Origin of the sequence: Micromonospora humida, from assembly GCF_016901255.1 — a bacterium.
Taxonomy (GTDB): Bacteria; Actinomycetota; Actinomycetes; order Mycobacteriales; family Micromonosporaceae; genus Micromonospora; species Micromonospora wenchangensis.
Genome location: NZ_JAFEUC010000012.1, coordinates 148,233 through 175,193 on the forward strand (window position 1 = coordinate 148,233; position 26,961 = coordinate 175,193).

Here is a 26,961-nt window from a genome sequence, read left to right on the forward strand (position 1 = left end):
CGAACCTGGCTCATCGTAGGTAAAGTGCGCGTCGTCCGTCAGCCGCCACCGCCTATCGATATGGAGTCCAGTCGATGACCATCGGGCTGGCCAGGGTCACCATCAGCGCGCCGGGGCGACGCGTCGACGTGGCCCTGCCGGAGCAGGTCCCCCTGGCCGAGCTGCTGCCCGAGGTGCTCCGGCACGCCGGGGAGGGGCTGGCCGACGACGGCGAGCGGCACGGCGGCTGGGTGCTGCGGCGCACCGACGGGGCGGTGCTGGTGACCGCGCAGCCGCTGCTGCCGCAGGGGGTACGCGACGGCGAGGTGCTGCACCTGGTGCCCGCCCACGACCAGTGGCCCGAACTGGAGTACGACGACGTGGTCGAGGCCATCGCCGACGGCGCGCGTCGCCGGGGGGCGGCCTGGTCGGCGGCGACGACCCGGGCGGCCGTGCTGGCCGGTGCGGGCGTCCCGCTCGCCGTGGGGCTGCTCGCCGTGCTGGCCGCCGGGCCGGGACAGCCCGCCGCCTGGCCCGCCGCGGGTGTGGTGGCGCTGCTGCTCACCCTCGCCGGCACCACCGCCTCCCGGGCGTGGGGTGACGGCCCCACCGGGGCCACCCTCGGCGGCTACGCCCTGCCGTACGCCGCCGCGGCGGGCGCGCTCGCGGTCAGCTCGGGCGACCCGGTGGGGGTGTTGCGGCCACTGCCCTGGCTCGGCGCACCCGAGCTGCTCGCCGGTGCGGTGGCGCTGCTCCTGGCCGCCGTGCTGGGCCTGCTCGGCGTGGCCACCCGGCTGCGGGTCTTCGTGGCCGGTGCGACGGCGGGAGCGGTGGGCGGGCTCGCCGGTCTGGGCGGGCTGCTGCTCGACCCGGCCGGCACCGCCGCCGTGCTGCTCTGCGTCATGGTCTTCGTCCTGGGGGCGCTGCCGCTGCTGGCGATCCGGCTGGGCAAGGTGCCGCTGCCACCGATCACCCTGCCGGCCGGCCCGACGGGTGGCCCGGACGGCGTACGGGACCTGCCGGACCGGGCCCGGGTGCACGCGGCGGTGGCCCGCAGCGAGGAGATGCTGACCGGGATGCTGCTCGGGCACGCGGTCGCGGTGGTGGCCGCCGCGCTGGTGCTCGCCGCCGACGGTGGGCCCGCCGGGCGGGTGCTGGTGGCCGTCGGCGCGGGGGTGCTGCTGCTGCGGTCCCGGCTGTTCGTGGCCGTCCGGCACCGGGTACCCCCGGTCACGGCCGGCCTGGCCGGGTTCGCGGTGCTCGGGGCGGTGCTCGCCGGCCGGCCCGGTGTCCCCGGGCTGCTGGCGTTGAGCGGGGGCGGGCTGGTCGTCGCCCTGCTCGCCGTCGCCGCCGGTACGACGTACGCCCGGCGGCCGGTCTCGCCGTACCTCGGTCGGGTGGCCGACCTGACCGACACCGCGCTGGTGGTGGCGGTGGTGCCGGTGGCCTGCGCGGTGCTGGACCTCTACGACGCGGCCCGGGGCCTGCTGGGTTGACCGCCGCCGACCGGGACCCGCGGCCGGTCGGGCGACGACGAAGGCCCGGACCGTCCGGTCCGGGCCGCTCGCGGTGAGCCGGTCAGTGCGCGGTGCCGCCCTGCGCCTCGGCGTCGCGGGCCCGCTGGTAGGACGCCAGCACCTCGGCCTCGGCCTCGACCCGGCCGACCCAGGTCGCGCCCTCGACCGACTTGCCCGGTTCGAGGTCCTTGTAGACCTCGAAGAAGTGCTGGATCTCCAGCCGGTCGAACTCGCCCAGGTGGTGGATGTCGCGCAGGTGCTCCTGACGCGGGTCCTCGTAGGGGACGCAGAGGACCTTGTCGTCGCCGCCCTTCTCGTCGGTCATCCGGAACATGCCGATGGTGCGGCAGCGGATCAGGCAGCCCGGGAAGGTCGGCTCGGGGACCAGCACCAGCGCGTCCAGCGGGTCGCCGTCCTCGCCGAGGGTGCCCTCGATGAAGCCGTAGTCGGCCGGGTACTGGGTCGACGTGAACAGGGTGCGGTCCAGCCGGATCCGGCCCGTCGCGTGGTCCACCTCGTACTTGTTGCGGTGACCCTTCGGGATCTCAACCGTGACGTCGAAATCCATCTCCCACGCTCCCTCGTCTGCCCACGCTGGCTGAACGGAACCACTGACGCCCGGTACGGATGAATGGCCACCCGTCGGCTCCGGACGCCGCATAGTCTTCGGACCGAAGTAGTGTCACCCAGGCGAGTTCGGCGGCGGGAGGAGGGGGTCGTGGGGAGGGAAGATTCACACTACCGCCCGGAGGGGGTTGACGGCCGGGGATCGGGCCGGTCCGTGACCGGCGGTGCCACCGGTCGGGTCTCGGTGCCCGACGCGAACGTCCCCCGTCGCCCCGAGTCGACGCCCGAACCGCCGGTCACCGGCCGGTCCGGTGAGCATCCGCCACCGCCGGCCTGGCGTCCACCGTCCGCGACCGAGGGCCGACCGGCCGTCGGGTCCGCCCCGGTGTCGCCCCCGTCCGGTGCCGCCCCGGCGTCTGCCGCGCCGGCCACTCCGGCGTCCGGCTCCGCGACGGTCCCTCCGCACCGGGGCTCGGCCCCGGTCGCCACCCACCCGGTCGTGGCGTCGCCGCCGGCCCGTCCGGAGCCGTCGGCCCGTCCCGGCTCCGCGCCGCCGGACGGTGGCCCGCCACCGCCCGCCGGTCCACCGCGTCGGCGTCGGCGGTGGGTGCCGGCGCTGCTGGTCGTCGTGCTGCTGGTGGGTCTCGCCGGAGCGGCGGCGGTGCTCCGGCCGGGCCCGGTCGCCGGCTGGCTGGGCAGGGCGGACAGCACCCCGTCGCCCACCGCGCGACCGCCCGAGCCCGACCCGTCCCCGGTGCTCGCCGGCCCCGACGGCACCGCACCGGAGCCGGCCCCGGCCGGGGTACGCGCCGCAGTGGAGCCACTGACCACCGCCGCCGCCCTGGGCAGCCGGGTCAACGTGTCGGTGGCCGACGTGGTCACCGGCGAATCGCTGTACGCCAAGGGCGGCGACGACGCCACCGTGCCCGCCTCGGTCACCAAGCTCGCCACCGGGGTGACCGTGCTGAAGGCGCGGGGCCCCGGGCACCGGATCGCCACCCGGGCGGTGGCCGGGGCGAGCCCGGGCGAGGTGGTGCTGGTCGGCGGCGGCGACCCGACGCTGGCCGTGGACAAAAACGGCTTCTACCCCGGCGCGGCCCGCCTCGACGCGCTCGCCGCGCAGGTCAAGCAGGCCCTCGGCGGCACCACCCCGACCCGGGTGGTGGTCGACTCCACGCTCTTCCCCGGCCCTGTCCACGGTCCCGGCTGGGACGCGGACATCCCGACCGGCGGATTCGGCGCGTCGATCACCGCGCTGATGACCGACGGCGCGCGCCGGGACCCGGTGGGGGCGCGGAAGAACTTCGCCGACAGCCACGGTGCGGCCACCCGGTACGCCGAGCCCGACCTGGCCGCCGGCCGTTCCTTCGCCCGGCTGCTCGGCCTGCCCCAGGGCGGGGTGGTCCGGGGCACCGCCCCGGCGGCCGGTAGCGCGACGGCGGCCGGCACACCCGCGCCCGGCACCGAACTGGGCAAGGTCGAGTCGTTGCCGATGGTCCGGCTGGTCGACATCATGATCACCGACAGCGACAACGTGATCGCCGAGGCCCTGGCCCGCCAGGTCGCCCTGGCCCGCAACCAGCAGGCGTCCTTCGCCGGTGGCGCGGCGGCGATGGACGAGGTGATCGGCGAGCTGGGACTGCCGGCCGACGAGATCAGCCTCGCCGACGGCAGCGGGCTGTCCCGCAGCAACCGGATCAGCCCGTCGCTGCTCACCGACCTGATCGCGGTGGCCGGCAACGGAACCCACCCGGAGTTGACCGCGATCTTCGGCGGTCTCCCGGTGGCCGCCTGGTCGGGCACCCTCGGCACCCGCTACGAGTCGCCGGAGACCGCCGCCGGAGCCGGCGTGGTCCGGGCCAAGACCGGCACCCTGACCGGGGTGCACGCCATCGCCGGCCTGGTCACCACCCGCGACGGCCGGCTGCTCACGTTCGCGGTGCTCACCGACCAGGCCCCGGCCGGCGACCCGGAGGTCACCCGGGCGGCACTGGACCGGATCGCCGGCGCGCTGGCCGGCTGCGGCTGCCGCTGAGCGGCGGCACCCGACCTGCCCCGGTGGGCGCGGACCGCCCGGGCCGGCGGGACGCGTCGGCCCCGCCGCCGGTGGCCCGGACGCGGGCAACCGGCCGGGGTGTCGCGGCGCGGGTACGGTGGGTGGCATGGCGCAGTTCGTGGACTGGGATCTGGCCGCCGCCACCGCTGGGGCGCTGAGCAAGTCGGGCCCCCGCGTGTCGTACGCGGAGGCGACCGGGGTGGTCGGCGATCTGCGCCGGCTCACCGACGAGGCGGCCGGGCACGTCGCCGACTACACGGGGCTGCGCCCGCAGGTGAGCCATCCGCCGGTGCGGGTGGTGGACCGGCGCGACTGGGCGGCCACCAACATCGCCGGCCTGCGTGAGGTGATCACGCCCCTGGTCAGCCGGCTCTCCGGCGACAAGCCGCCCGGCGCGCTCACCGAGGCGGTCGGCTCCCGGCTCACCGGGGTGCAGGCCGGCACCGTGCTGGCGTACCTCTCCGGCCGGGTGCTCGGCCAGTACGAGGTCTTCTCAGCCGATCCGGGGCAACTGCTGCTGGTCGCGCCGAACATCGTCGAGGTGGAACGCAAGCTCGGTGCCGACCCGCGCGACTTCCGGCTCTGGGTGTGCCTGCACGAGGTCACCCACCGCACCCAGTTCACCGCCGTGCCGTGGATGCGGGCGTACTTCCTCGGTGAGGTGCAGGCGTTCGTGGACGCCTCGCAGGGCACCGAGCACCTGGTCGAGCGGCTGCGCCGGGGGGTCTCCACCCTCTCCGACGCGGTCCGCGACCCGGACAGCCGCACCAGCGTGCTGGACATCGTGCAGACCCCGGCACAGCGGGCCGTGCTGGACCGGCTCACCGCGCTGATGACCCTGCTCGAGGGGCACGCCGAGTTCGTGATGGACGGCGTCGGCCCGCAGGTCATCCCCAGCGTGGAGCGGATCCGGGCGGGTTTCAACCGCCGCCGTGAGACGGGCAACCCGCTGGAGAAGGCGATCCGCCGGCTGCTCGGCGTGGACGTCAAGATGCGCCAGTACGCCGAGGGCCGCAAGTTCGTGCACGGCGTGGTCGAGCAGGTCGGCATGCCCGGCTTCAACAAGATCTTCGGTTCGCCGCTGACCCTGCCCCGGCTCGACGAGCTGGGCGACCCGGCAGCCTGGGTGGCCCGGGTGCACGGCCCGGCCGGTGCCACCCCGACCGCCGGCTGACCCGGTGGCCGGCCGGCCCAGCCCCGCCGACCCGGTGACCGGGCCCAGCCCCGCCGACCCGGTGACCGGGCCCAGCCCCGCCGACCCGGTGACCGGGCCCAGCTCCGTCGACCCGGTGGTCGGGCAGAGCGGTGCCGCGCCGGTGGGCGCAACCAGTTGCGGCGAACCGACCGGGGCCGGACGGCACGTTCGCGGTGCCCCGTCCAGGGTGGCCCTCGCGCCGTCGGTGGCCGCCCTCCGGGTCGCGGTACGCCGTGCCCTGGCCGGGTTGCCCGCCGATGGGCCGGTGCTGGTGGCCTGCTCGGGCGGGCCGGACTCTCTCGCCCTCGCCGTCGCCACCGCCTTCGTGACGTCCCGGCTCGGGCGGCGGGCCGCTCTGGTGACCGTTGACCACGGGTTGCAGACCGGGTCGGCCGAACGCGCCGCCGCCGTCGCCGACTGGGCTGCGAGCGTCGGGTTCGATCCGGTCGAGGCGGTGCCGGTGACGGTGGCCGGCCGGCCGGGGGGCCCCGAGGCGGCCGCCCGGCAGGCCCGCTACCAGGCGCTCTCGGACGCCGCCCGCCGGCACCGGGCCAGTGCCATCCTGCTCGGACACACCCGCGACGACCAGGCCGAGACGGTGCTGTTGGCGCTCGCCCGGGGGGCCGGCCCGCGTGGGCTGGCCGGGATGCCGGCCCGGCGGGACCTGGCCGGGGTGCAGCTGCTGCGCCCCCTGCTCGACGTCACCCGGGCACAGACCCGCGACGCGTGCGCGGCATCGGGCCTGACCCCGTGGCAGGACCCGCACAACACCGATCCGTCATACGCGCGGGCCCGGGTCCGCGCCGACGTGCTGCCGGCCCTGGTCACCGCCCTCGGCGCGGGGGTCTTGGACAACCTGGCCCGGACAGCCCGACTGCTCGCCGCCGACACCGCCGCCCTGGACGACCTGGCCGCCGCCGCCCTCGCCACCCCGCCACCCCCATCCGACGGGGCAGCAGTCGACCGGCCTCTCCTGCGGGACGGTGGGGGCTTGTCCGTCGTGGCGCTGGCCGGGTTGCCGGGGGCGGTCCGCAGCCGGGTGCTGCACGCCTGGGCGCGGGAGTTGGGGGCCCCACCCGGTGCGCTCTCCCACCGGCACGTGGACGCGCTGGACGCGCTGGTCACCGCCTGGCGGGGGCAGGGTGCGACGGCGCTGCCCGGCGGGGTACGCGTCGGCCGTCGGGGCGGCCGGCTGCTGCCCGTCGGCTGAGCACGCCTGAGTGGGGGACCCGTTGGCTGGCTGAGTGCGCCTCAGGCAGGGTGGCCGGGGGCGGGGGAGTGATCAGATTGCGTTTTTGAGCATTCGGGCCGGCGTGTCGTCTCCATTTTCGCAATCTGATCATAATGCGCCGAGCGCCGAGGCGCGCGCGTAGCGGCGTGGCCGCGTGCCCGTGGGGGTGGGTTGGGGTGGTGCGGTAGACAGGGCTGATGGCGTACCCCCGCAGTGCCCTGTTCGCCCCGCACGGTGCCGTCTCGACCAGCCATCCGCTCGCGGCGGCGGCGGGCCTGGCCGTGCTGCGGCGCGGCGGCAACGCCGTCGACGCGGCACTGGCGACCGCGATCACGTTGACCGTGGTGCAGCCGCCGTCCAACGACATCGGTGGTGACCTGTTCGCCATGGTCTGGGACGGCGACCGGCTGCACGGTCTCGCCGCCGCCGGGCGGTCACCGGCCGGGTTGACCCGGGAGGTGGTGCTGGCCGCCACCGGCGGGGTTGCGGCGGAACCGGTGGCGGCGCTCGGTGGCGCGCAGGCGTCCGGCCCGGCGATGCCCGCCCGGGGCTGGCTGCCGGTGACGGTGCCCGGAGCGCCGGCCGGCTGGCGGGACCTGCACGACCGGTTCGGCGTGCTGCCCTTCGCCGACCTGTTCACCGACGCGGTCGGGTACGCCGAACACGGCCATCCGGTCTCCACCGGCACCGCCGCCACCTGGGCCCGGGCACTGGCACAACCGGTGCCGGCGGGTGCCGAGTTCACCGAGTTCGAGCGGGTCTTCACGGTGGCCGGCCGGGCGCCCCGACCCGGCGAACGCTGGCGCAACCCGGCGGCGGCCCGGACGCTGCGGCTGATCGCCGCCACCGGCGCGGAGGACTTCTACCGGGGCGCGATCGCGGCGGCGCTGGACGGGCACGCCGCCCGTACCGGTGGCCTGCTCACCGCCGCCGACCTGGCCGCGCACACCTCGACCTGGGTCGACCCGGTCAGCGTCCGCTACCGGGGGCACGAGGTGTGGGAGCTGCCGCCGCCGGGGCAGGGGCTGGCGGCGTTGCTGGCGCTGGGCGTCCTGGACGGCCTCGACCCGGGCGTCGACCCGGTGGACCGGGTGCACCGGCAGGTGGAGGCGGTCAAGCTCGGCTTCGCCGACGCGCACGCCCACGTGGCCGACCCGGAACGCGCCGAGGTGCCGACCGCCGGCCTGCTCGACCCGGGCTACCTGGCGGCGCGGCGGGCGCTGCTCACCGGCCGGGCCGGCGACCCGGTGGCCGGCACGCCCGAGCGGGGCGGCACCGTCTACCTCTGCACGGCCGACGCGGGCGGGCTGATGGTCAGCCTGATCCAGTCCACCTACCTGGGGTTCGGTTCCCGGGTGGTGCTGCCCGGCCACGGCTTCGCCCTGCAGAACCGGGGTACCGGTTTCCGGCTCGACCCGGGTCACCCCAACCTGGTGGGGCCGGCCAAGCGTCCTTTCCACACGATCATCCCGGGTTTCCTGACCCGCGACGGCGCACCGGTCGGCCCGTTCGGGGTGATGGGCGGGCACATGCAGCCGCAGGGGCACGTCCAGTTGGTCGCCGCGACCGTCGACGACGGCCGCGATCCGCAGGCCGCCCTCGACGCCCCCCGCTGGTACTGGCATGCCGGCCGGACCCTGCTGGTCGAGCCGGCGCTGGCGGCCGAGCCCGGCCTGGTCGCGGGGTTGCGCGCCCGGGGCCACGAGGTCACCGTCGCCGACGAGCCGTCCGTCTTCGGGTACGGCCAGGCGCTGTGGCGGGCCCCGGCCGGCGGCTGGGTGGTCGGCGCGGAGCCCCGGGTCGACGGCGCGGCGCTGGGCTACTGATCCCCGGCGCGGCCCCCGGGGCGGCGGCTCAGGCGGTGGGGACGCGGTCGCGGAAGGTGGTGCGGTAGCCCTGCGGGGTGGTGCCGACCCGGCGGGCGAAGTGGTGGCGCAGGGCGGCGGCATCGGGGAAACCCGAGCGGCCGGCGACGCTCTCCACGCTCAGCCGGGTCTCCTCCAGCAGCCGGCGGGCCAGCAGCACCCGCTGGTTGGTCAACCAGTCGTGCGGGGTGGTGCCGGTCTCGGCCCGGAACCGGCGGGCGAAGGTCCGTGGCGACATGCCGGCGCGGGCCGCCAGCTCGTCCACGGTGGTCGGCCGGTCCAGGTGCCCCACCAGCCAGCTCAGCACCGGTTCGAGGGTGGGCGCGTCGGGAGTGGCCGGGATCGGCGCCTCGACGTACTGGGACTGGCCGCCGTCGCGGTGCGGGGGGACCACCATCCGCCGGGCCAGCCGGGTGGCGGTGACCGAGCCGTGTTCCTGGCGCACCAGGTGCAGGCAGGCGTCGATGCCGGCGGCGGTGCCGGCGCTGGTCAGCACCGGGCCGTCGGCCACGTAGAGGCTGTTGCACCGGACCCGGGCCGAGGGGTGCCGGCGTTGCAGCTCGTCGGCGTACTTCCAGTGGGTGGTGCACTCCCGGCCGTCGAGCAGGCCGGCCGCGCCGAGCACGAACGCCGCCGAGCAGACGCTGAACACGTACGCCCCCCGGTCGGCGGCGCGGCGCAGCGCGGCGAGCACCGCCTCGGGCACCTCACCCCCCTGGGTGTACGCGGGCACGGCGACCAGGTCGGCGTCGTCGACCGGGGCGAGGTCGGCGTGCGGGGTGAGCCCGAACCCGGAGGCGGTACGGACCGGGTCGCCGTCGGCGGTGCAGACGGTGAACCGGTAGCCGGGGAAGTCGTCGTCGGTGCGGTCGGTGCCGAAGACCTCGGTGAGCACGCCCAGCTCGAAGACGGCCACCTGGTCCAACGCGATGACGGCCACCGATCGAATCATGTGACGAGGGTAACCGGAAAGGTGGCAGGAAATCGAGGGTACCTGGCATGACTGCCACTGTCCCGGCCCGGACCACTGGCGGAAACTGGGATGAGTCCGGTGCGCACCGGCGGCGAAAACCACCCAGATCGCGAGAAAGCGAGCGCCGCCATGCAGTTCCTGTTGTTCCTGCTCTTCCTCGCCGCGCTGACCGCCGCCTCGGCGTTCGGCCTGACCGCCGACACCCGCGACTCGGCCGACTGGAAGCCCACCGAGGAGGGCCGCCGCTGGCGATCCCGCGCCTGCTGAGGTGATTGATTCCGTTGTGCCGGAAAATTCGGGGCGGGACCGCGCCAGAAGGGGCGGCCCCGCCGACGCGGGCCCTCCGGCGTACGGCAGGCTAGGAGCATGGCTGACGGCTCCTGGTACGACGCCGACATCGATCACGTGATCATTTCTGAGGCGCAGATCCGCGAGAAGACGGCGGAGCTGGCCAAGCAGGTCTCGGCGGACTACGCCGGGGTCACCGACGGACTGCTGCTCGTCTGCGTCCTCAAGGGCGCGGTCATGTTCATGGCCGACTTCGCCCGCGCGCTGGGCCGGCAGGGTCCGCCCGTCGAGCTGGACTTCATGGCCATCTCCTCGTACGGCCAGGGCACCACCTCCTCCGGCGTGGTGCGCATCCTCAAGGACCTCGACCGGGACATCGCCGGCCGGCACGTGGTGGTGGTCGAGGACATCGTCGACTCCGGCCTGACCCTGTCCTGGCTGCTGCGCTACCTGGAGTCCCGGTCGGCCGCCAGTGTCGAGGTGGTGGCCCTGTTCCGCAAGCCCGACGCGGTGAAGGTCACGGTGCCCGTCAAGTACGTCGGCTTCGACATCCCCACCGAGTTCGTCGTGGGCTACGGCCTCGACTTCGGCGAGCGCTACCGCGAGCTGCCCTACGTCGGGGTGCTCAAGCCCGAGGTCTACGCCCGCGCCTGAACTGCGCCCGTATCGGTCGTCATCGAGCGGACGTTCAGCGGGCTCCCAGGCAATCCGACTACCGTGGGTGCCGGTGGCGTGGGACATCTCCGCGTCCGGCACCCCGACCCGCGTGACCGGGCGGTCGACGGAGCCGGTGCGCACGTTCCCCGTCACGCCGGCCGAAACCCGGTTCGCCGTACGCGTAACTGCGGGGCTCGCAAGCTCGCTCCTCGCGTGCAGGAGGGCTATGAATGTGCCCGACTGCGGGGCTCGCAAGCTCGCTCCTCGCGTGCACGGTGTACCGTCGAATGACCGCGGTGCGGCAGTTCGCGCGCCTCGGGGTCGAGGCCGGCCCGCACGGCGGCTCGACGCCGCCCCCGGCGGCGACACCATTCAGACGGTCAGGACGTCGATCAGGAGGATGCGGGCGCTCCGGCGCTCGACAACAGCATGGAACGTACGCGTTTCTTCCGCCGACCGGTGGTCTGGATCATCCTGGTCATCCTCGGCGCCGTTGTGCTCAGTCAGCTGTTCACCGCTGGTCCCAGTTACCACCGGGTGGACACTTCCGTTGCGCTCGACCAACTGCACACCGCCAAGATCAACAAGGTCGTCTTCCAGGACAAGGAGCAGACGCTCCAGCTCAACCTGGCCGAGAAGACCAAGTTCGGCGACACCACGACCGACCGGATCGAGGCCCAGTTCCCCTACCAGGCCGGCGAGCAGGTCTGGAACGAGGTGCTGGCGGCCAAGGCGGCCAACCGGGTCACCGGCCCGGCGGACGCCAAGGTGTCCTCCGACAGCATCTGGGTGAGCCTGCTGGTCAACCTGCTGCCGATCGCGCTGCTCGTGCTCCTGCTGCTGTTCTTCATGTCGCAGATGCAGGGCGGCGGCTCCCGGGTGCTCAACTTCGGCAAGTCCAAGGCGAAGATGATCACCAAGGACACCCCGAAGACGACCTTCGCGGACGTCGCCGGGGCCGAGGAGGCGGTGGAGGAACTCCACGAGATCAAGGACTTCCTCCAGAACCCGGCGAAGTACCAGGCCCTGGGTGCCAAGATCCCGAAGGGCGTGCTGCTCTTCGGTCCGCCCGGTACCGGTAAGACGCTGCTGGCCCGCGCCGTCGCCGGCGAGGCCGGGGTGCCGTTCTACTCGATCTCCGGCTCCGACTTCGTCGAGATGTTCGTCGGTGTCGGCGCGAGCCGGGTCCGCGACCTCTTCGAGCAGGCCAAGACGAACGCCCCGGCGATCGTCTTCGTCGACGAGATCGACGCCGTCGGCCGGCACCGTGGCGCCGGCATGGGCGGCGGCCACGACGAGCGGGAGCAGACCCTCAACCAGCTGCTCGTCGAGATGGACGGCTTCGACACCAAGGGCGGGGTCATCCTGATCGCCGCCACCAACCGGCCGGACATCCTCGACCCGGCGCTGCTGCGTCCGGGCCGGTTCGACAGGCAGATCCCCGTCGACGCCCCCGACATGGAGGGCCGCAAGGCGATCCTGCGGGTGCACGCCAAGGGCAAGCCGTTCACGCCCGACGTCGACCTCGACGCGGTCGCCCGGCGTACCCCCGGCTTCTCCGGTGCCGACCTGGCCAATGTGATCAACGAGTCGGCGCTGCTCACCGCCCGCAAGGAACAGCGGGCGATCACCAACGACTCGCTCGAGGAGTCGATCGACCGGGTGATCGCCGGGCCGCAGCGTCGGACCCGGGTGATGAGCGACCAGGAGAAGAAGATCACCGCGTACCACGAGGGTGGGCACGCGCTGGTCGCCTGGGCGCTGCCGCACGCCGCGCCGGTGCACAAGGTGACCATCCTGTCCCGGGGTCGCTCGCTGGGGCACACCCTGGTTCTGCCGACCGAGGACAAGTACACCCAGACCCGGGCCGAGATGATCGACACCCTGGCGTACGCCCTGGGTGGCCGGGCCGCCGAGGAACTCGTCTTCCACGAGCCCACCACCGGAGCCGGCAACGACATCGAGAAGGCCACCCAGTTGGCCCGCGCGATGATCACGCAGTACGGCATGAGCTCGAAGCTCGGCGCGATCAAGTACGGCACCAGCGGGGACGAGCCGTTCCTCGGCCGCAACATGGGCCATGAACGGGACTACTCCGACTCGGTCGCCGCCGAGATCGACGGCGAGATGCGGGCCCTGATCGAGCTGGCCCACGACGAGGCCTGGGAGATCCTGGTGGAATACCGGGACGTCCTGGACAACATGGTCCTGGAGCTGATGGAGAAGGAGACCCTCTCCACCGCCGACATGGCCCGGATCTGCTCCCGGGTGGTCAAGCGCCCGCCGATGGCCCCGTACAACGGCTTCGGCAAGCGCCTGCCCTCCACCGAGCCGCCGGTGCTCACTCCGGCCGAGAAGGAGAAGCTCAAGGCGCAGGCGACCGCCGACGGCATCTCCGTCGGCGGGGCCACGAACAACTCGGACGGTCTGCACTGAACACCGACGCCGCGGCCAGCCCCGACAACCCGGGGCTGGCCGCCTCGTCCACCGAGCCCGGTGACGAGACGTTGGACTACGTCGCCGCCCGGCTGATCAGCGGCAAGCTCAACGGTCGCCCGATCGAGGACACCATGGACCTCGGCCGGATCGAGAAGGCGGTCCGCGAGATCCTCATCGCGGTCGGCGAGGACCCCGACCGCGACGGCCTCCAGCAGACCCCGGCCCGGGTGGCCCGCGCGTACGCCGAACTCTTCGCCGGCCTGCGGGTCGACCCGTCCCAGGTGCTCAGCACCACCTTCGAGGCCAACCACGAAGAGTTGGTGCTCGTCCGGGACATCGACGTGATGAGCCTCTGCGAACACCACCTGCTGCCGTTCCGGGGCAGCGCGCACATCGGCTACATCCCCGGCCCCGACGGCCGGATCACCGGCCTGTCCAAGCTGGCCCGGCTGGTCGAGGTCTTCGCCCGCCGTCCGCAGGTGCAGGAACGGCTGACCTCGCAGATCGCCGACCTGCTGATGAGCAAGCTGCAACCGCGTGGCGTCATCGTGATACTGGACTGCGAGCACATGTGCATGGCGATGCGCGGCATCCAGAAGTCCGGTGCCAAGACCATCACCTCGGCCGTGCGGGGCGTGCTCCAGCACGACGCGAAGTCCCGCGCCGAGGCGATGTCCCTGATCATTCCCCGCTGAGCCGCTGAGCCGCTGAGCCGCTGAGCCGTGACGCGTGGGGCGGCGCGGTCAACCGGCCAGCAGCGCCAGCGTGATCCCGGCGGCGGTCACCACCGCCGGGATCAGGCAGGTCAGCAGCCCCAGTCGGGGCGTACGGTCCCACCGGCCGTCCGGCCCCGGCGGGAACAACCGACCCACCCCCACCCAGCCCGCCGCGAACGCCGCCGCCGGCATCGGCAGACCCACCAGCAGCGCCGCCACGACCACCGGTCCGGTGCCGAGGGTCATCAGGAGCAGCAGCTGCACCAGGGGCACGACCAGCGCCAGCGGACCGTACACCAGGAGGTTGCGCAACCGGGGCGGCCAGGCCGCCGGCCGCAGCGAACCGCGCGCCGCCAGCGCCGCGTCGGCACCCTCCGCCCAGCCCTGCGCCTTGCGCAGGCCCGCCAACACCGCCGCCGGGCCACCCGCCATCGCCCGGGTCGCCTCGGCCAGTTCCGGTGGCGTCGGGGTCAGCGAGATCGCCGGTACGCCCAGCTCGCGCAGCCGGGTCTGCTGCGGCGTCAAGCGGGCGCGTACCTCGGTCAACTCGGCGCGTGCCGCCTCCACCGCCCGGGCCTGCGCGGCGGCTGCCGTCGCCGCGCCCCGGCGTACCCCGTCGAGCTGACGGGCGGCGGCCAGGTAGTCGGTCCAGGCGGCGGCCACCGATGGGGTCGGCTCGCCCCCGGCCCGCTGTCGGACCGGAGCCACCGTCACGGCGTCGTCGATGCTCACGGCCGAGGCTCCTCGCGGCTCGTCACGCCCGGTTCTCCTCGCGGTCGGTCACCTGCGGTCCTCCCGGGGGTCGGTCCCGCACGCCGCGCATCGCGGCCGGAGCCGCGTGGCGGCCCTGCCCGGCCGGCTCCGCGCGGGCCGCCTTCCGGACCGCGGGTTCCGGCCCCGTCGTGGATGGTCTCCGCGCGGGCTGCGCCGTGAATGGCCTCCACGCGGGCCCGGCCGTGGCCGGTCATGCCGGGTCCGCCTCGTCGGCGAACGGCACCAGAACCGTGCCCCGGTCGTCGGTGGTGTCCCAGAGGACCACCCGGGCCGGTCGGGGACGCCACTGCACCGGGTGCCCGAAGAGCGGGGCGAGCTGTGCACCCGGCACGTCGACCGTCGCGACCGCGGCCAGCTTCCCGACCTCGCCGTCGGGCTCCACCAACCCGGCCAGCGGCGGCACCGTCCGCCACCAGCCCAGCAGGTGCCGACCCGCCGGCGGGCCCTCCCGCAGCAGCGTACGCAGCCGGTCCGGCGGCAATTCCTCCGTCGAGGGCACGTCCACCCCGAACACCACCAGGTAGGTCGGACCGGTGCCCGAGAATTCGGTCAGCAACCCCGGCCCGTCCACCGTCGACACCCGGTGACGCTCACCCAACTCGGCGGCGAGCGCGGCGGCCAGCGACGCGGAGCCCTCGGCCAGCGGCGCGAGCACGAACTCCGCGCAGCCCGGCGGATGGTGCGCGGCGGTGCTGCGCGCGGCCGTCGCCAGCAACGTCGCCGCCGCCGGACCCGGCCCGAGGACGGCCAGGTTGCGGCCGGCCACCGGGCCCAGCGGCACCGCCACTGTCGTCCGGGCCACGTCGACCGCCCGGCCCAGCAGCGCCGCCGGCGCCCCGCACCGACCGGCAACGGCGGCGCGCATCCGGGGATCGTTGCCCAGCAACGGCCGGGCCCAACCCGCGAACACCACAGGCGGTACGGCATCCTCCGGCCGTGCCGCGAACAGCCGGTGCCGCAGCTCCTCCACCACCTCCGGGGCGTCGTGCGGGTCGGGGAACCGGACCAGCCGCTCGTGCCCGCGCGTCGCGCCGCGTGGGCCGCCCAGGCCACCGGCGGTGTTGACCACGGCACTGCCCACCGCCAGACCGGCGGCGGCGTCGTTGGTCGGCATCAGCACCGCACTGCCGCCGGCAAGCGCCACCCGTACCGGGAACTGCCCCAGCACCGAATCCCGGGGTGCCGCTCCCGCGCCGACGCCCAGATCACCCGCGCCGGCCAGAAGCAGGTGTACGCCGTACCCGCGACCCGACCTGGCCAGCCCGTCCAACCGGGCCAGCACCTCGGCGGCCACCGGTTCCCGATCCGACAACAGCAGCGGAAAGTTGTCGATGACGCAGACGACGCGCGGCAGCACCTGATGGTCACGCAGCTCGGCGAAACGCTGGCCGCCGGCCCGTGCCGCCGCCTCCTCCCGGCGATTGATCTCCGCCGCCAACTGGTCGAAGAGGTCCCGCACGTACTCCGGGTCGGCGGCCATCCCCGCCGCGCGGACCTGCGGCACCCACGACCTGTCCCGCCGGGTCTGGAGGAACTCCACGAACGACTCCCCGGCACCCAGATCCACCAGGTACAGGGCCAGTTCGTCCGGGCCGTAACGGGCGGCCAGGCCGAGCAGCGTGTTGGTCAGGAAGGCCGCCCGGTCCGCGTCCGACCGGCCGCTGACCAACCAGTGCGGAGTCAACTCGGTGAAACCCACGGTGACCGGCCGGCCGCCGGCGTCGCCCACCGTGGTGGACAGGCCGTCGACCGAGGAGGACGCCCAGAGCGGCGCGTCCCCGGGCGGCAGCAGCTCGGCGAGACCCAACCGGGAGCCCGCCTCGATCTGGTCGGCCAGCCGACGGCAGACGGCGTCGATCAGCTCCGCGCCGGGGTCCTCGTCGACGAGGACGGGACAGTTCAGGCCCCCCGGCGCGTCGGTGCCCGGTCCGCTGAACGGGCTGCCCGGTGGATCACCCAGCAGCGCGTACGAGGTGCGCAGCCGTACCGGGGTGGCCTTTGGCAACGGTGGCCGGGCCGCCGGCCAGCCGGCGACCACCAGGTGCAGCCCGGCACCCCGACCCCGCTCGGCGAGCGCCACGATCCGGTCCAGGTCACTCGACGCCGTCGACCCGGGCAGCCCGGCGATCACCAGCAGCAGCGTCCGGTCGTGCCGGCGGGGTCGGCCGGCCCCCGGGGAGACCCACTGCTCGGCCTCGGCGAGCACCGCCCGCAGACCGGCCACGTCCGTCGCCGCAGGCGGGAACAGTCCGGCGTCGGCCAGCGCGGTGAACGGGGCGAAGACGGCCCCGTCCCGGGGGTTCGTCGTTCCACTGTGCTGCGGTGCGGTGCTCGCGTCGGCGGCGGTGTTCTGGGGGGCGGCCCCTGCGGTGCGGGCTCTGCCGATGTCGGATTGCCCGGCACCGGCCTGTTCCGTGCCAGCCGTGTCGGTGTCGGTGCCGGTGCCCGCGGTGACCGGGCGGGCGGTGGTGTCGGAGGTGCCAGGTCGGGTGCCGGTGCCTGCGGTGCCCGGTGCTGCGGTGCCGTCGACGCCACGGACCAGGAGGCAACCCGCCGGCGTGGCCGCCAGCAGGCGCAGCAACACGGCCCGGACGAGACCCGCCACCCGGGTGTCACGCACGTCCACGTCGAGAGTCAGGTGCGCCGAGCCGAGCAGCGGCACCAGCGCCGGGAAGCGCGCATCCTCCAGCGGGGCCCCCGTCCCGATCCGGACGAAGGGCGGATGCTCCTCACCACACGGCGTGTGCGCCGACAGGTCCGTCAAGGCGTCCCCGGCCCAGCCCGGGGCGAGCAGGGCTGCGGCGTGCCGCAGCCGGTCCGCCAGCTCGTACTGGCGGCGTTGGTCGGCGGGGGCCGGACGGATCTCGTCGAGGACCGTGGCGGCAGCGGCGACGGTCGCGGCGGCCCGGCGGTGCAGGGCTGCGGCGCGGTTCGTGCGAGCCTTCGGACCGGCCACCGCGTCCACCCCTCTTTCCGAGGTGCTCCACCCCGCTGTTCGCGACGGGAAGCCTCCCCGACTGCAGACCGTATCCCAGCCCCGGCCACTCCTCCGGGAAGCGCGGCGGCGATGCGCCGGGCTTGTCGCACATCGCGACGAACTCTCACCTCCCGGGGTCGTCCTGTCACGATCCGCAGCCTTCGGGGCATTGGGTACAGAGCGTCCAGCCGATAGCCTCAGGGGGTGGAATCAGTGCAGCCCCCCGCCGGTTCCCAGGTGTCCCGAGTACCGGCGCAGCGGACCCCACCGGAGCACTCGGCACCCCCTGCGCCGCTGCCGGTGCCACAGCGTCCACCCCGTCGGCTCCGGACCGTCCTCACCGTCGTCGCCGGGGTGCTGGCGTTGCTCTGCGTCGGCGGCGGGATCACCGGCTACGTGCTGTACGAGCGGGCCGCCACCCCGGATCGCAGCGCCCCGGACGTCGTCGTCGACAACTATCTCCGTGAGTTCCTGGTCAACGAGAACGACACCCGCGCCAGTCTTCTCGTCTGCAGCGAGAGTTCAGACGGGTTAGCGGCGCTTCGAGCGCTTCGTAATGATCTACGTGACAGGGAGCGCCGTTTTTCAGCTACCCTCACCGTCAGTTGGGGTGCACTTTCAGTACAGCGAGATGGCGAAACCGCTCAGGTGGAGACCGATCTGATTCTTTCGGCAGCCGTGGACGGCATCTCACAGAGTGATCGCCAACGTTGGCGGTTTCAGACTCGCCTGGACGATCATTGGACAATCTGCATGGCAAATATGGTCGGTTGAGGTTATTCAATCCACAGCAGGTGGACGGGGATTTCCATAGTAGTGGGTGGTTGTCCGCGCCAGGCCCAGCGGTACCACTCCAGTTCCGGCGTGACCCGGACACAGATGTCACCGTCGGCACCGGAGTAGGACTCGGTCACCGCGCGTAGATCGCGGTGTTCGACGGCGTCCTCGACGTGGACCACCCGGCGTCCGCTGACCGCGTCGGTTTCGAAGACCGGGGTGGGGGCGCGGTGCGTCGGCCCGTCCAGCGAGACGAGTTGGATCCCCTGTTCCCGCACCGGTCCGGTAGGCGCGGGCCGGTCACCCAGGGTCTCCACCCAGACCCGCTCCACGGGGACGAGCGGGGCGAAGACCTCCACCTGGTCGGCCTCCGCCCGGTACCACTCGTGCTCGGGGATGACCGGCACATAGGTACGGCTGCCCTGTACCACCCGCTCGTCGGCGCGCAGGTCCCCGCGCCAACCGAGGCCGGGGAGCCCGACGAGGACCCGCCGGCCGCGCAGCTCCACCCGGCCGGTGGCGGGAACGATCTCGACCGGTCGTGGTGGAAGTGGCGCCCAGTCGGGCTGGCCGGCGAACGGGTCCGGCAGTGGTCCGCTCATCGAGGCGACAGCCTCATGCCGAACCGTTCAGCGGTGCACCACGCTGCCGCATGAACGGCACCGGGTTGATGCCGCCGGAGAAGCTGCGGTTGCTGTCGATGTGCACCTCGAAGTGCAGGTGCGGGCCGGAGGAGTTGCCACTGCTCCCGACCAGACCGATCACCTCCCCGGCTTTGACGAGCTGCCCGGGGACCACCCGGGGCTTTTCGATCATGTGGCAGTACCGGGTGATGAAGCCGCCGGCGTGCAGGATGTCGACGAACCACCCGCACCCCCCCTTGCCCGGGAAACCATCGACGTCACAGTTGCGATTTCCACGGTGGTCGGGATCGCAGCGGGCCACCAGCACCCGACCGGTGGCGGCGGCGTGGATCTCGGTTCGCTTGCGGGCACCGATGTCCACGCCGTTGTGTCGCGGTCGGCTCGCTGTCCGAAAGCCGGAGCCGACCCCGCCGTCGATCGGCGCGGTCCAGCCGGAGGCGGCGATGGCGCGGGCGGAGGCGCGGTCGCACACCGCCCGCTCGGCGATCTGGACCGTGCGGGCAGCCCCACCGGCGAGCGCATTGACGATCTGACTGGCGACGTCCTCGTGTTTTGCGTACGCGTCGGGGTAGGCGCTGATCTGCACCTTCTGCGCGGCCCGGGTCAGGGGCATCCGTTCCCAACCGTCGATCTTCAACAGCTTCTCGTAGAACTTGCGGGCCGCATAGTCGGGGCTCATCCGTTGGGTGACGCTGCCCCAGCCGGCCCGCTGCTGGAAGAGACCGAGGGAATCGTGGTCAGAGCCGACACCCTCGTTCGGAATGCCGCTGGAACCGGCGACGGTGCTGTTGGACAGGTTGCGCAGCGCTGACTCCTGCATCGCCGTCGCCACCGCGATCACCCAGCCCCGCGGTGCCACCTTCATGTCCTGACCGACCTTGATGATGATCGCGGCATTACGCATCTGACTGGCCCCGTACGCGGACATCCGGGGCATCTTGCCGGTGACGTTGACCCGGTGCTCGTCATCGCACTGCTGCTCGTTCGACACCAGGGTCTCCTGGTCGCCGCCGAGATTGGTCAGGAAGAACGCGGCGCTGCCGCCACCACAGCAGAGCAACGCGAGAGTGCCGGTCAGTGCGGCGGCAACGGCACCCATCCGGACCCGGCGGCGTGGGGCGCCGGTCGGTGGCAGTTCGGCAGTCATTCCCGCTCCCAGTCCACGGCATCCACCAACCAGCGGCCGTCGGGGGCGACCAGCTCCAGCCGCAGCTGTCCGCCCTCCAACGGAACCAGAACCTCCGTGAAGACCGCCGTCCGAGGTCGTAGCGTCGGAGTGCCGGCAATCTTGACAGCAGGCACTCCGGCCGGGTCGGCACCGGCCAACTTCTCGGTGAGTTCCGACGTCGACATCGGCCGCAGAGCCGCCTGCCACTGCTCCGCAGTGATGGTGGCCCCGCCCAACCAGGCGGTGGTGAATCGGGTCGCCGTCTGCTCGGGGGTCAGCTCCCCGGGCCGGGTGCGCGGTGACTCCGGGACCGGGGTGGCGATGACTCCGTCGTCACCCTCCTCTGGATCGACGGCCGTGATCGGTTCCCGTGGACGGCTGCTGAGTCCCGCTGTGAGGTCTTCGGGACCAGACACCAGGCGAGCCGTACCGATCACCCCGAGCACCAGCACGGCGATCACGAGCGCGATGCCGAGCCGCGACCGGATGAGTCGCGTGAAGAGGAGTTCGATCGCTCGCCGCATCGCGTCACCTCGCCTCGGAGCGTATACGGGGGCTGGGTTTCACGGGTGTCGGTGCCGGCGCGGAGTCAGGCCGGTAGACCACGAAGGACGGCGCCTCCTCCGGCACGTCCGGCTCGGTCCAGCTCGCCGGACGGCGCCGGGGACGAGGTGCGGGCGTGGGCCGCTTGCCCTCCCGAGTCGATGGCTTCGTCTCGGTCTCGTCGGCGCGTTCGCGTCCATCCGGGCGCTCCCGCTGCCCCGGCGTGCTGACCGTCGAGTGGCTGGGGTCTTCCCGCCTGGCCTCAGGCCGCAGGGTGGCCGGCTCCAGCGCGGCCCCGCGTCCCCTGGTGAGCTTCGGCTCGGCCGTGCCCCCCGGCTCGGCCACGTCGAGTCGGGCGGCGACGCGCATGTCCCGGAAGAAACGGCGGTGCCACGACCCGGCCGAGCCGACCGCCTCACTGCTGTCCTTGCCGCCGAGCTGGGTGATCCTCCGGTAGGGCCGGAGCAGCAACCAACCGACCACACCACAGAGCCAGACCAGCACCACCTGGAGCCAGCCCGGCAGTGTCGGAGTGCTCATGATCAGGTCGACGGCGAACAGGTAGATCGCCGCTCCGGTGCCGAAGATGGCGATGTTGAACACGGCAGCGACCACGGCGTTCGCCAGCCGCCGCAGCCCGGCGCTGGCCGGGCGGAGCATGCCGATCGTGCCCAGGATCGGTGCGGCGATCACCGCCCACCGGAAGATCATGAATCCGAGCAGCACCAGCAGCGAGGCGGTGAGGTCGAACATGGCGAAGAGCAGTGCGGCCAGGACCGCGATGAACCCGGAACCGATCCGGTCCATGTCCCGGCTGCCCTGGAGATACTCGTAAGCCTCGGGATTCTCGGTCTTGATCTGTTCGGCGACCGTCATCCACTGCTGTTGCTTGGCCTTGATGGTGGCCTCGCGGGTGGCGGGATTCTCCCTGAGCTTCTCGGCCTCCTCCCAGGAGAGCGACTTCGCATCGTAGAGGGCTGCCCCGTACTTCTTGGCCGTCTCGCTGTCCGCCGAGCCCAGGACCCCGCGCAGCCAGTTGCGGTACAACATCGATTCGGTGGCGGTGTCACTGGCACGGACTGCCGGGGGACGCTTGTCCACACATGCATCGGGATTCGGCAGAACGCACTTGTCTGCTGGAATGTCTCGCGTCGCTGGTCCGACGGCGTCATGGACGACGCCCAGTGAGGTGATGAGGGTGCCGTCGGCAATGTTGGCCGACTTCACCGGCCAGGCGGCCAGTGCGGTCACCGCGACCATCACCAGCAGGGCCCAGCCCGCGGTGGTCATCGCGTTGCTCATGTCCGACTGACGGGAGCGCCAGAGCAGGTAGAGGCCCACCACACAGAGCGTCACGATGCCGAAGACGCTGAACACCTTCTGGTAGACGGCCTTGGTCGCCTTCTCCACCAGCGGGTCGGCCCAGTTCCACATCGACCGGGGGTCCCAGGCGCGTTCCCGGAGCGCGTTCGAGGCACCCACCACGGCAGTTGCCATCATCAGTTCGCCGTTGGCGACAGTGGTGGTGAACTTGTAGTCCGGATGCAGGACGGTGGAGGCACAGCCCCCTTCCACGTCGTACGTGTTGAAGCTGTAGCCACCGTAGCCGTAGTCGCTGTAGAAGCCTTTCGGCCCGGGAAGCTTCGACGAGTCGGGGCGGGAGGCGAACCAGCCCGCCAGACCGGAGTCCGGGGCCGACGGTACCGGCGGCTTCCGGCAGTCCACCTCCGTCTCGCTGACCTGCTTGAGCTTGGCGACGCAGGCGCGGAAGTCGGCCTGCCACTCCTTGGTGGTGCAGAGATCGGCAGCCGCCTGTGCCGTCAGGGTGGCCTGACCTGTGACGGGGGTACGGGCGTACGCCGGTGTGGCCCCGACCACCGGCCAGGCGATCGTGGCACCGGCGAGTACGCCGAGTGCGAGGAGGAGCGCCGTGATCCGTGCCCGGGCCCTCGCCATTGTCACGCCTCCAGATCAGCCAGGACGGTCGGCAGTATCCCGGCGGCCTGGGCGACCGCGGCGGGGGTGGTGTCGAGGTGATCCAGCAGCCCCTCGACGTACGACACGTCGACCCGGACCTTCTGCACCCGGCCGTCGACGTCCCGCATGACGAACTCGCGGAAGCCGAGCCGGGTGGCGGAGGTGGTGTCGACGGCGGACAGGGAGGCCAGGGTGGCCTCGTAGCCGTCGTCGACCGGCACCCGGAGCAGCCGGAGCGCCTCGGAGGCGATCTCGGTGTCCTCGGCGATGCGGCCGACGAAGACGGTGGAGACGAGGTTCTGGACGTCGAGGCCGAGGATGTCCTTCGGGTTCTGCGAGGCGACCAGGGCGGCGAGGTTCCACTTGCGGGAGTCGCGGGCGAGGCGGACCAGGAAGGACCGGCCGGAGCGCCAGCCCTCCATGAAGTGCGCCTCGTCCAGGCCGACGAGTTTGCGGGAGGACATCGACCCGCCGTAGCAGCGGCGGACGGCGAGGCGGTGCGCGGTGTGCAGCATCGGCAGGGCCAACGCCTCCTCGGCCGACCAGTACTCGCGTTCGATCTTGAGGTCGGGCAGGCGGAGGCCGGCCATGGTGATCACGGTGAGCGCCGCCCCCGCACCGAGCAGCCCCTCCGGCGGGCGTCCGAAGAAGAGCATGGCCAGGGGCATCTCGGCGGTGTCGAGCAGCAGGTGGGCCAGTTCCCGGCCGGCGTCGTCGTCGAGCCCCTGCAGGCAGGTGACCACGTCGTCCAGGGTGGACGTCTCCTCGGCCGGCACCTGCCGTACCGCGTGCCGGAACAGGGTGGCAGTGGACGCCTCCCGGGCCACCTGCGGCGGCACCAGCATCATGCAGATGTCCTGCACCAGCATGCGTCGCTCGGCCCGGGCGTTGGAGACGGCGATCTCGAACTCCCGGTCGCCCGCCGCCCCGGAGGTGAACTCGCTGCGCAGCGGGGTGGGGATGAGCGCGTACGGGGCCAGCGTCCCCGGCTCCGAGCCGGTCAGGTTGAGCACCCGGGCGTACGGCTTGAGTTCCGGCATGGCGCAGAGCCGGGCCAGTGGCCCGGACGGGTCGAGCAGGGTGACCTGCACCCCCCGCCGGGCGGCCAGGTAGCCGAGCGCGCCGAGCAGGGTCGACTTGCCACCACCGGGTTCGGCGACGAAGACGGCGAGCCCGGAGCGCTCGCGTACCTCCATCGGGAAGTGCAGGTCGAGGAAGACCGGCCGACGGCAGGTCCCGGCGGTACGCCCGATCAGGTCGCCCCGACGGTCGCCGACGGTCGAGGCGGCCTGGGGGAGCGCGGCGGCCAGCAGCGGCACCGGCATCCGGCGGACGTAGCCGGTGTTGGCGATCGGCTCGCCGGGGATGAACTCTCGGGCCAGCCAGTCCTGGTTCTTCGGGTGTTGCAGGGAGATGCGCAGCTCGCGCGAGTACAGCTGGATGAGCCGGCGGGCCCGTTCCATGCACTCCTCGCGGGTCCGGCCGCCCACGGCGATCCGGTGCCAGCCGTGTGCCCGGGCGGAGTCGACCGGCAGGCCGGTGGTCATCTCGTCGCCGATCACCAGCGCCCGCTTGGCGAGCCGTTCCAGCTCGGGCGGGGCGTCGATGCCGTGTTCGGCGTAGTCGAGCTGCTGCGACCGGATCATCCGCAGCCGGTGTTCGAGGTTACGGAAGGAGTCACCGGAGCCGAGGATGTCGACCCGGGTGGAGATCTCCATCGGCCAGGGCAGCCGCTCGTGGAAGTGCAGCCACGGCTCGTGCCGTTCGGGGATCTCCAGTGGCTCCATCCGGCCGACCGCGAGCACGGCCACGTGCCGTTCCTCGCCGGTCATCCGGTTGACCAGCTTGACGGTGGTGCCGTACGGGGTGCGGTACCGCTCGACCTGTTCGGTGAGGGCGAGCAGGTCACCGCGTTCCCACCGGCCGTTGGTCACCGGGGAGAGCGCACCGGGCGGGGCCATGCACAGTGCCACCGAGCGGTAGAGCAGCCATTCCAGCTCCTGCGCGGTGACCCGCCGGCCCCGCATGCCGAAGCTGCCCAGCACCTCGTCGAACTGCTCGACGGTGCGACCCAGCTTGCGGCGTTCACCGTCGGCGGTGCCCCTGCCGAAGGCGCGCAGCAGACGTTCGGTGAGGGAGTCGCCGAGGGAACGACGGGCGAAGGTGACCCCGAGGTAGGTCTGCCCCTCGGCGTGGTTGACCGACATCAGGTGCTGCTGCGCGGCGACCAGGTGGTCGGCCCAGCCGGGCGTGCCGGGCACGTCGGGCAGCGGCGACGCGGTGTGCGCGTCGATGGTGCGGGCCCACTCGTCGGCGGGGAACGGCCTGGTGGTGCGGCGTAGGTGCAGCCGGAAGCCGGCCAGGCCGGCGTACTGCTCGGAGATGGCGGAGAGCAGCGCCTCGCGTTCGGCGTCCGGACGGAACGCCCACCGCACCTCGGGGAGCCAGTACCAGGCGGTGACCGTGTTGGGGGTGAACGTCAGGTGCCCGGCGATCTCGGTGATGGCCAGCTCGATCGACGGGTCCCGGTCCCCGAACTTGATCTTCGGTGGGCGTACCCGGACCGGCTTGGTCGCGGCGGTTCGGCGGCTCGCCGCACGTTCCCGGGGCGTGGCAAGTTCCCGGGAGCCGGGGTCCGCCGGCGCGGGCCGGTCGGGGTCGACGGGCGCGGGCCGGGCCGGTTCGGCGGCCAGCGCGCCGGCCGGGGCCACCACGGCCTCCGCCCGGATCGGCTCGGTCGGCTCCGGCCAGGCCGGCTCGACGTCCTCCGGCCAGGCCGGCTCGACGGGTTCGGGCCTGGCCGGGGCCGGGGTCGCCGCGGGGGTGGGGCGGGGTCGGGGGGTCAGTGTGGCGTCCCGCCGGGACTGGCCGGCGTTCTCCCGCCGCGCCTGCTCGGCGGCCTCGCGTCGGCCCCGCTCCGCCGTCTCGCGCCGGGCCGCCTCGGCCGCCTCCCGCCGGGTCTGCTCGGCGGCCTCGCGTTCGGCCTGAGCGACCGCCTCGCGGTGTGCCGCCTCCGCCGCCTCGCGTTCGGCCCGGACCACCGCCTCGCGATGTGCCGCCTCGGCTGCCTCGCGGCGGGCCGCGTCCGCCGCCGCCTGTTCGGCGGCCTCCCGGCGAGCCCGCTCGGCGGCCTCGCGCCGGGCGCGGTCGGACGCCTCCCGGGCCCGTTCGGTGGCCTCCCGGCGGGCGCGTTCGGCCGCCTCCCGTGCGGTGAGCGGTTCGCCGGTGTCCCGGGGGAACGGGTCGGTGGGGACCCGGCGCGGTGCCCGCTGCGGTGCCTCGGCCGGACGGTCGCCGGTCGGGGTCGCCGTCGACCGGTCGCCCTGCTGGTGCGGGACGCGGGTACGCGCGGCCGGGGGGGCCGCCTCGATGGCCGCCGCAGGTGCCTGCGCCTCGATGGCCGGCGGCGGGGTGGGGGTGGGGGCCGGCTGGTGCGGCACGGGTCGGTGCTCCCGGCCGGGTCCCCGGCGCGCCGGGGTGCCGGGCGACGGGGTGGCGCCGGGGCGGGGACCACCACCGAAGAGGTCGAGGAAGGGGGAGTCGATGTCGGTGCCGTCACCCACCAGCATCGGCGCGGCGGGTGCCGGCTCGGCCGGCGGAGTGCCCCGGCCGGGACTGGGCCGGGGAGCCTGGAAAACCCCCACACCGCCCTGTCCCGGGCCGGTGAGCAGGGACGGGTCGTACGGCTCGTCGTCCCGCAGCTCCTCCTGGGGGTAGTCGAACGACCGCGCACGGTTACCGTGTGGGGCGCTGTGTCGTCCGGCCGGGAAACCCGGCGTGGAAGAGCGACTCATTCGACCGCCTCACCCGTGTGGTCCGACTGCCCGATAGGGAAACGCCCCGTCATGCCAGTTCCTCCCGGATCCTGATCCGGCTGCCGACCAGGCGGGGGTCCCGCAGTTCGGCGGCCGGTTCCCGGGTGCGTCGCCAGTCGGTGAGCGCGGTGCGGATGACCATCCGCGCCGGCCGGTCCGGGTCGACGTACCGGAAGATGAACGAGGTGCTCACGATGGCGAGCGCGATCTCCCAGGCGGGAAAGAGCTCGACCTGCAGCGTGAACAGCCAGTGGATGAACATGTAGAGGGGTACGAGCAGCATGAACAGTCCGTACTGGGCGTACGGGAGGTGGACCGGAAGGGTGTAGCCGGGCGGCCCGAGGTAGACCAGGCGGGCCCGGTAGATGTCGTCGTCGGTGCGCAGCCGCATGTCTCGCCCGCGCCTATTCGAAGATCAGATCGATCAGGTAGTCACCGATGAAGAAGAGTGTTGCCGCGCCGGCGATGAAGGCCAGCCCGACGATCGCGATGGCCGAACTGGTCAGCACCTTGGAGATCTCGCCCCGGCTGGCCCGGCCGATGAAGATGACCCCGAGCACGGCGAGCAGGATGGGTGCGATCTTGCTGGCGAAGAAGGTGACGACACCGTTGGTGTCGATGCCCTTGGGGGCCGGTTCGGCGAGTGGCGTCGTCGCCAGGGTGTGCAGCACCTGTGCGACGCCGGAAGACGTCGTCTCCATCAGCTCGAAGGCGATCACTGGAACCTCCCCATAACGCGGCCGGCGGTGCCGCGGTGGTGCAGTAGGCAAGCCTGGCGGGAATGTGCTCACTGTGCACAGCGT

The 26,961-nt window shown here is 73.3% G+C and carries 21 protein-coding genes; 10 read left to right on the forward strand and 11 right to left on the reverse strand.

Features of this window, described 5'->3' with window-relative positions; genetic code table 11:
* The first annotated feature begins 74 nt into the window (after window positions 1-74).
* Window positions 75-1,475 (forward strand): type VII secretion integral membrane protein EccD, encoded by a 1,401-nt coding sequence (eccD, locus tag JQX11_RS23150; protein ID WP_204927071.1) that lies wholly within the window; start codon window positions 75-77, stop codon window positions 1,473-1,475.
* 82 nt (window positions 1,476-1,557) lie between these two features.
* On the opposite strand, the gene JQX11_RS23155 is transcribed toward eccD, so the two are convergent.
* Entirely contained in the window at window positions 1,558-2,064 is a 507-nt protein-coding gene (locus tag JQX11_RS23155; RefSeq protein ID WP_204927072.1) for an inorganic diphosphatase, read from the reverse strand.
* A gap of 606 nt (window positions 2,065-2,670) precedes the next feature.
* Between JQX11_RS23155 and dacB the strand changes: the two genes are divergently transcribed.
* The 4 genes from dacB to JQX11_RS23175 all read left to right on the forward strand — a co-directional run bounded on the left by dacB (window position 2,671) and on the right by JQX11_RS23175 (window position 8,371).
* A complete protein-coding gene (gene dacB / locus JQX11_RS23160; RefSeq protein ID WP_307826318.1) occupies window positions 2,671-4,098 on the forward strand; it encodes a D-alanyl-D-alanine carboxypeptidase/D-alanyl-D-alanine endopeptidase in 1,428 nt (475 codons plus the stop codon).
* 127 nt (window positions 4,099-4,225) lie between these two features.
* Window positions 4,226-5,293, forward strand: a complete 1,068-nt coding sequence (locus JQX11_RS23165; RefSeq protein ID WP_204927074.1) for an Rv3626c family coenzyme F420 biosynthesis-associated protein — start codon at window positions 4,226-4,228, stop codon at window positions 5,291-5,293.
* A 208-nt stretch (window positions 5,294-5,501) separates the two neighbouring features.
* A complete protein-coding gene (gene tilS / locus JQX11_RS23170) occupies window positions 5,502-6,524 on the forward strand; it encodes a tRNA lysidine(34) synthetase TilS (RefSeq protein WP_307826319.1) in 1,023 nt (340 codons plus the stop codon).
* A gap of 218 nt (window positions 6,525-6,742) precedes the next feature.
* Window positions 6,743-8,371, forward strand: a complete 1,629-nt coding sequence (locus tag JQX11_RS23175) for a gamma-glutamyltransferase family protein (protein ID WP_204927075.1) — start codon at window positions 6,743-6,745, stop codon at window positions 8,369-8,371.
* 28 nt (window positions 8,372-8,399) lie between these two features.
* Here the strand turns inward: JQX11_RS23175 and JQX11_RS23180 are convergent, their stop codons facing one another.
* A complete protein-coding gene (locus tag JQX11_RS23180) occupies window positions 8,400-9,362 on the reverse strand; it encodes a GlxA family transcriptional regulator (RefSeq protein WP_204927076.1) in 963 nt (320 codons plus the stop codon).
* 150 nt (window positions 9,363-9,512) lie between these two features.
* On the opposite strand from JQX11_RS23180, the gene JQX11_RS23185 reads away from it, so the two are divergent.
* From JQX11_RS23185 to folE, 4 genes are all read left to right on the forward strand, one after another.
* Complete coding sequence (locus JQX11_RS23185; protein WP_204927077.1) at window positions 9,513-9,650, forward strand: hypothetical protein; 138 nt, start codon at window positions 9,513-9,515, stop codon at window positions 9,648-9,650.
* A 99-nt stretch (window positions 9,651-9,749) separates the two neighbouring features.
* A complete protein-coding gene (gene hpt, locus JQX11_RS23190; RefSeq protein ID WP_067302270.1) occupies window positions 9,750-10,325 on the forward strand; it encodes a hypoxanthine phosphoribosyltransferase in 576 nt (191 codons plus the stop codon).
* Window positions 10,326-10,757: 432 nt separating this feature from the next.
* Window positions 10,758-12,764: an ATP-dependent zinc metalloprotease FtsH gene (gene ftsH, locus JQX11_RS23195; RefSeq protein ID WP_204927078.1), complete on the forward strand. Its 2,007-nt coding sequence runs from the start codon at window positions 10,758-10,760 to the stop codon at window positions 12,762-12,764.
* A 35-nt stretch (window positions 12,765-12,799) separates the two neighbouring features.
* Window positions 12,800-13,462 (forward strand): GTP cyclohydrolase I FolE, encoded by a 663-nt coding sequence (folE, locus tag JQX11_RS23200; RefSeq protein ID WP_204927152.1) that lies wholly within the window; start codon window positions 12,800-12,802, stop codon window positions 13,460-13,462.
* Window positions 13,463-13,510: 48 nt separating this feature from the next.
* Here the strand turns inward: folE and JQX11_RS23205 are convergent, their stop codons facing one another.
* Both JQX11_RS23205 and JQX11_RS23210 read right to left on the reverse strand, forming a co-directional pair.
* Entirely contained in the window at window positions 13,511-14,215 is a 705-nt protein-coding gene (locus tag JQX11_RS23205; protein WP_204927079.1) for a hypothetical protein, read from the reverse strand.
* 232 nt (window positions 14,216-14,447) lie between these two features.
* Window positions 14,448-17,021, reverse strand: coding sequence for an FtsK/SpoIIIE domain-containing protein (locus tag JQX11_RS23210; RefSeq protein ID WP_443673948.1), 2,574 nt, complete (start codon window positions 17,019-17,021; stop codon window positions 14,448-14,450).
* 426 nt (window positions 17,022-17,447) lie between these two features.
* Between JQX11_RS23210 and JQX11_RS23215 the strand changes: the two genes are divergently transcribed.
* Entirely contained in the window at window positions 17,448-18,008 is a 561-nt protein-coding gene (locus JQX11_RS23215; RefSeq protein WP_204927153.1) for a hypothetical protein, read from the forward strand.
* Window positions 18,009-18,010: 2 nt separating this feature from the next.
* Here JQX11_RS23215 and JQX11_RS23220 read toward each other — a convergent pair whose 3' ends face one another.
* From JQX11_RS23220 to JQX11_RS23250, 7 genes are read right to left on the reverse strand one after another with little or no spacing between them, the layout of a single operon-like run.
* The gene (locus JQX11_RS23220) at window positions 18,011-18,613 is read right to left on the reverse strand and encodes a hypothetical protein (protein WP_204927081.1); all 603 of its coding nucleotides are present in this window, start codon (window positions 18,611-18,613) and stop codon (window positions 18,011-18,013) included.
* 13 nt (window positions 18,614-18,626) lie between these two features.
* On the reverse strand, window positions 18,627-19,802 hold the full coding sequence (locus JQX11_RS23225) for a M23 family metallopeptidase (protein ID WP_204927082.1): 1,176 nt from the start codon (window positions 19,800-19,802) through the stop codon (window positions 18,627-18,629).
* Complete coding sequence (locus JQX11_RS23230) at window positions 19,799-20,347, reverse strand: hypothetical protein (RefSeq protein WP_204927083.1); 549 nt, start codon at window positions 20,345-20,347, stop codon at window positions 19,799-19,801. Before JQX11_RS23230 ends, JQX11_RS23225 begins: the two co-directional genes overlap by 4 nt.
* 4 nt (window positions 20,348-20,351) lie before the next feature.
* Window positions 20,352-22,322 (reverse strand): MFS transporter, encoded by a 1,971-nt coding sequence (locus tag JQX11_RS23235; protein ID WP_204927084.1) that lies wholly within the window; start codon window positions 22,320-22,322, stop codon window positions 20,352-20,354.
* A 2-nt stretch (window positions 22,323-22,324) separates the two neighbouring features.
* A complete protein-coding gene (locus JQX11_RS23240) occupies window positions 22,325-26,137 on the reverse strand; it encodes an ATP-binding protein (RefSeq protein WP_232378407.1) in 3,813 nt (1,270 codons plus the stop codon).
* A gap of 49 nt (window positions 26,138-26,186) precedes the next feature.
* The gene (locus JQX11_RS23245; RefSeq protein ID WP_067302246.1) at window positions 26,187-26,549 is read right to left on the reverse strand and encodes a hypothetical protein; all 363 of its coding nucleotides are present in this window, start codon (window positions 26,547-26,549) and stop codon (window positions 26,187-26,189) included.
* Window positions 26,550-26,562: 13 nt separating this feature from the next.
* The gene (locus JQX11_RS23250; RefSeq protein ID WP_088643869.1) at window positions 26,563-26,877 is read right to left on the reverse strand and encodes a hypothetical protein; all 315 of its coding nucleotides are present in this window, start codon (window positions 26,875-26,877) and stop codon (window positions 26,563-26,565) included.
* Window positions 26,878-26,961: the final 84 nt, after the last annotated feature.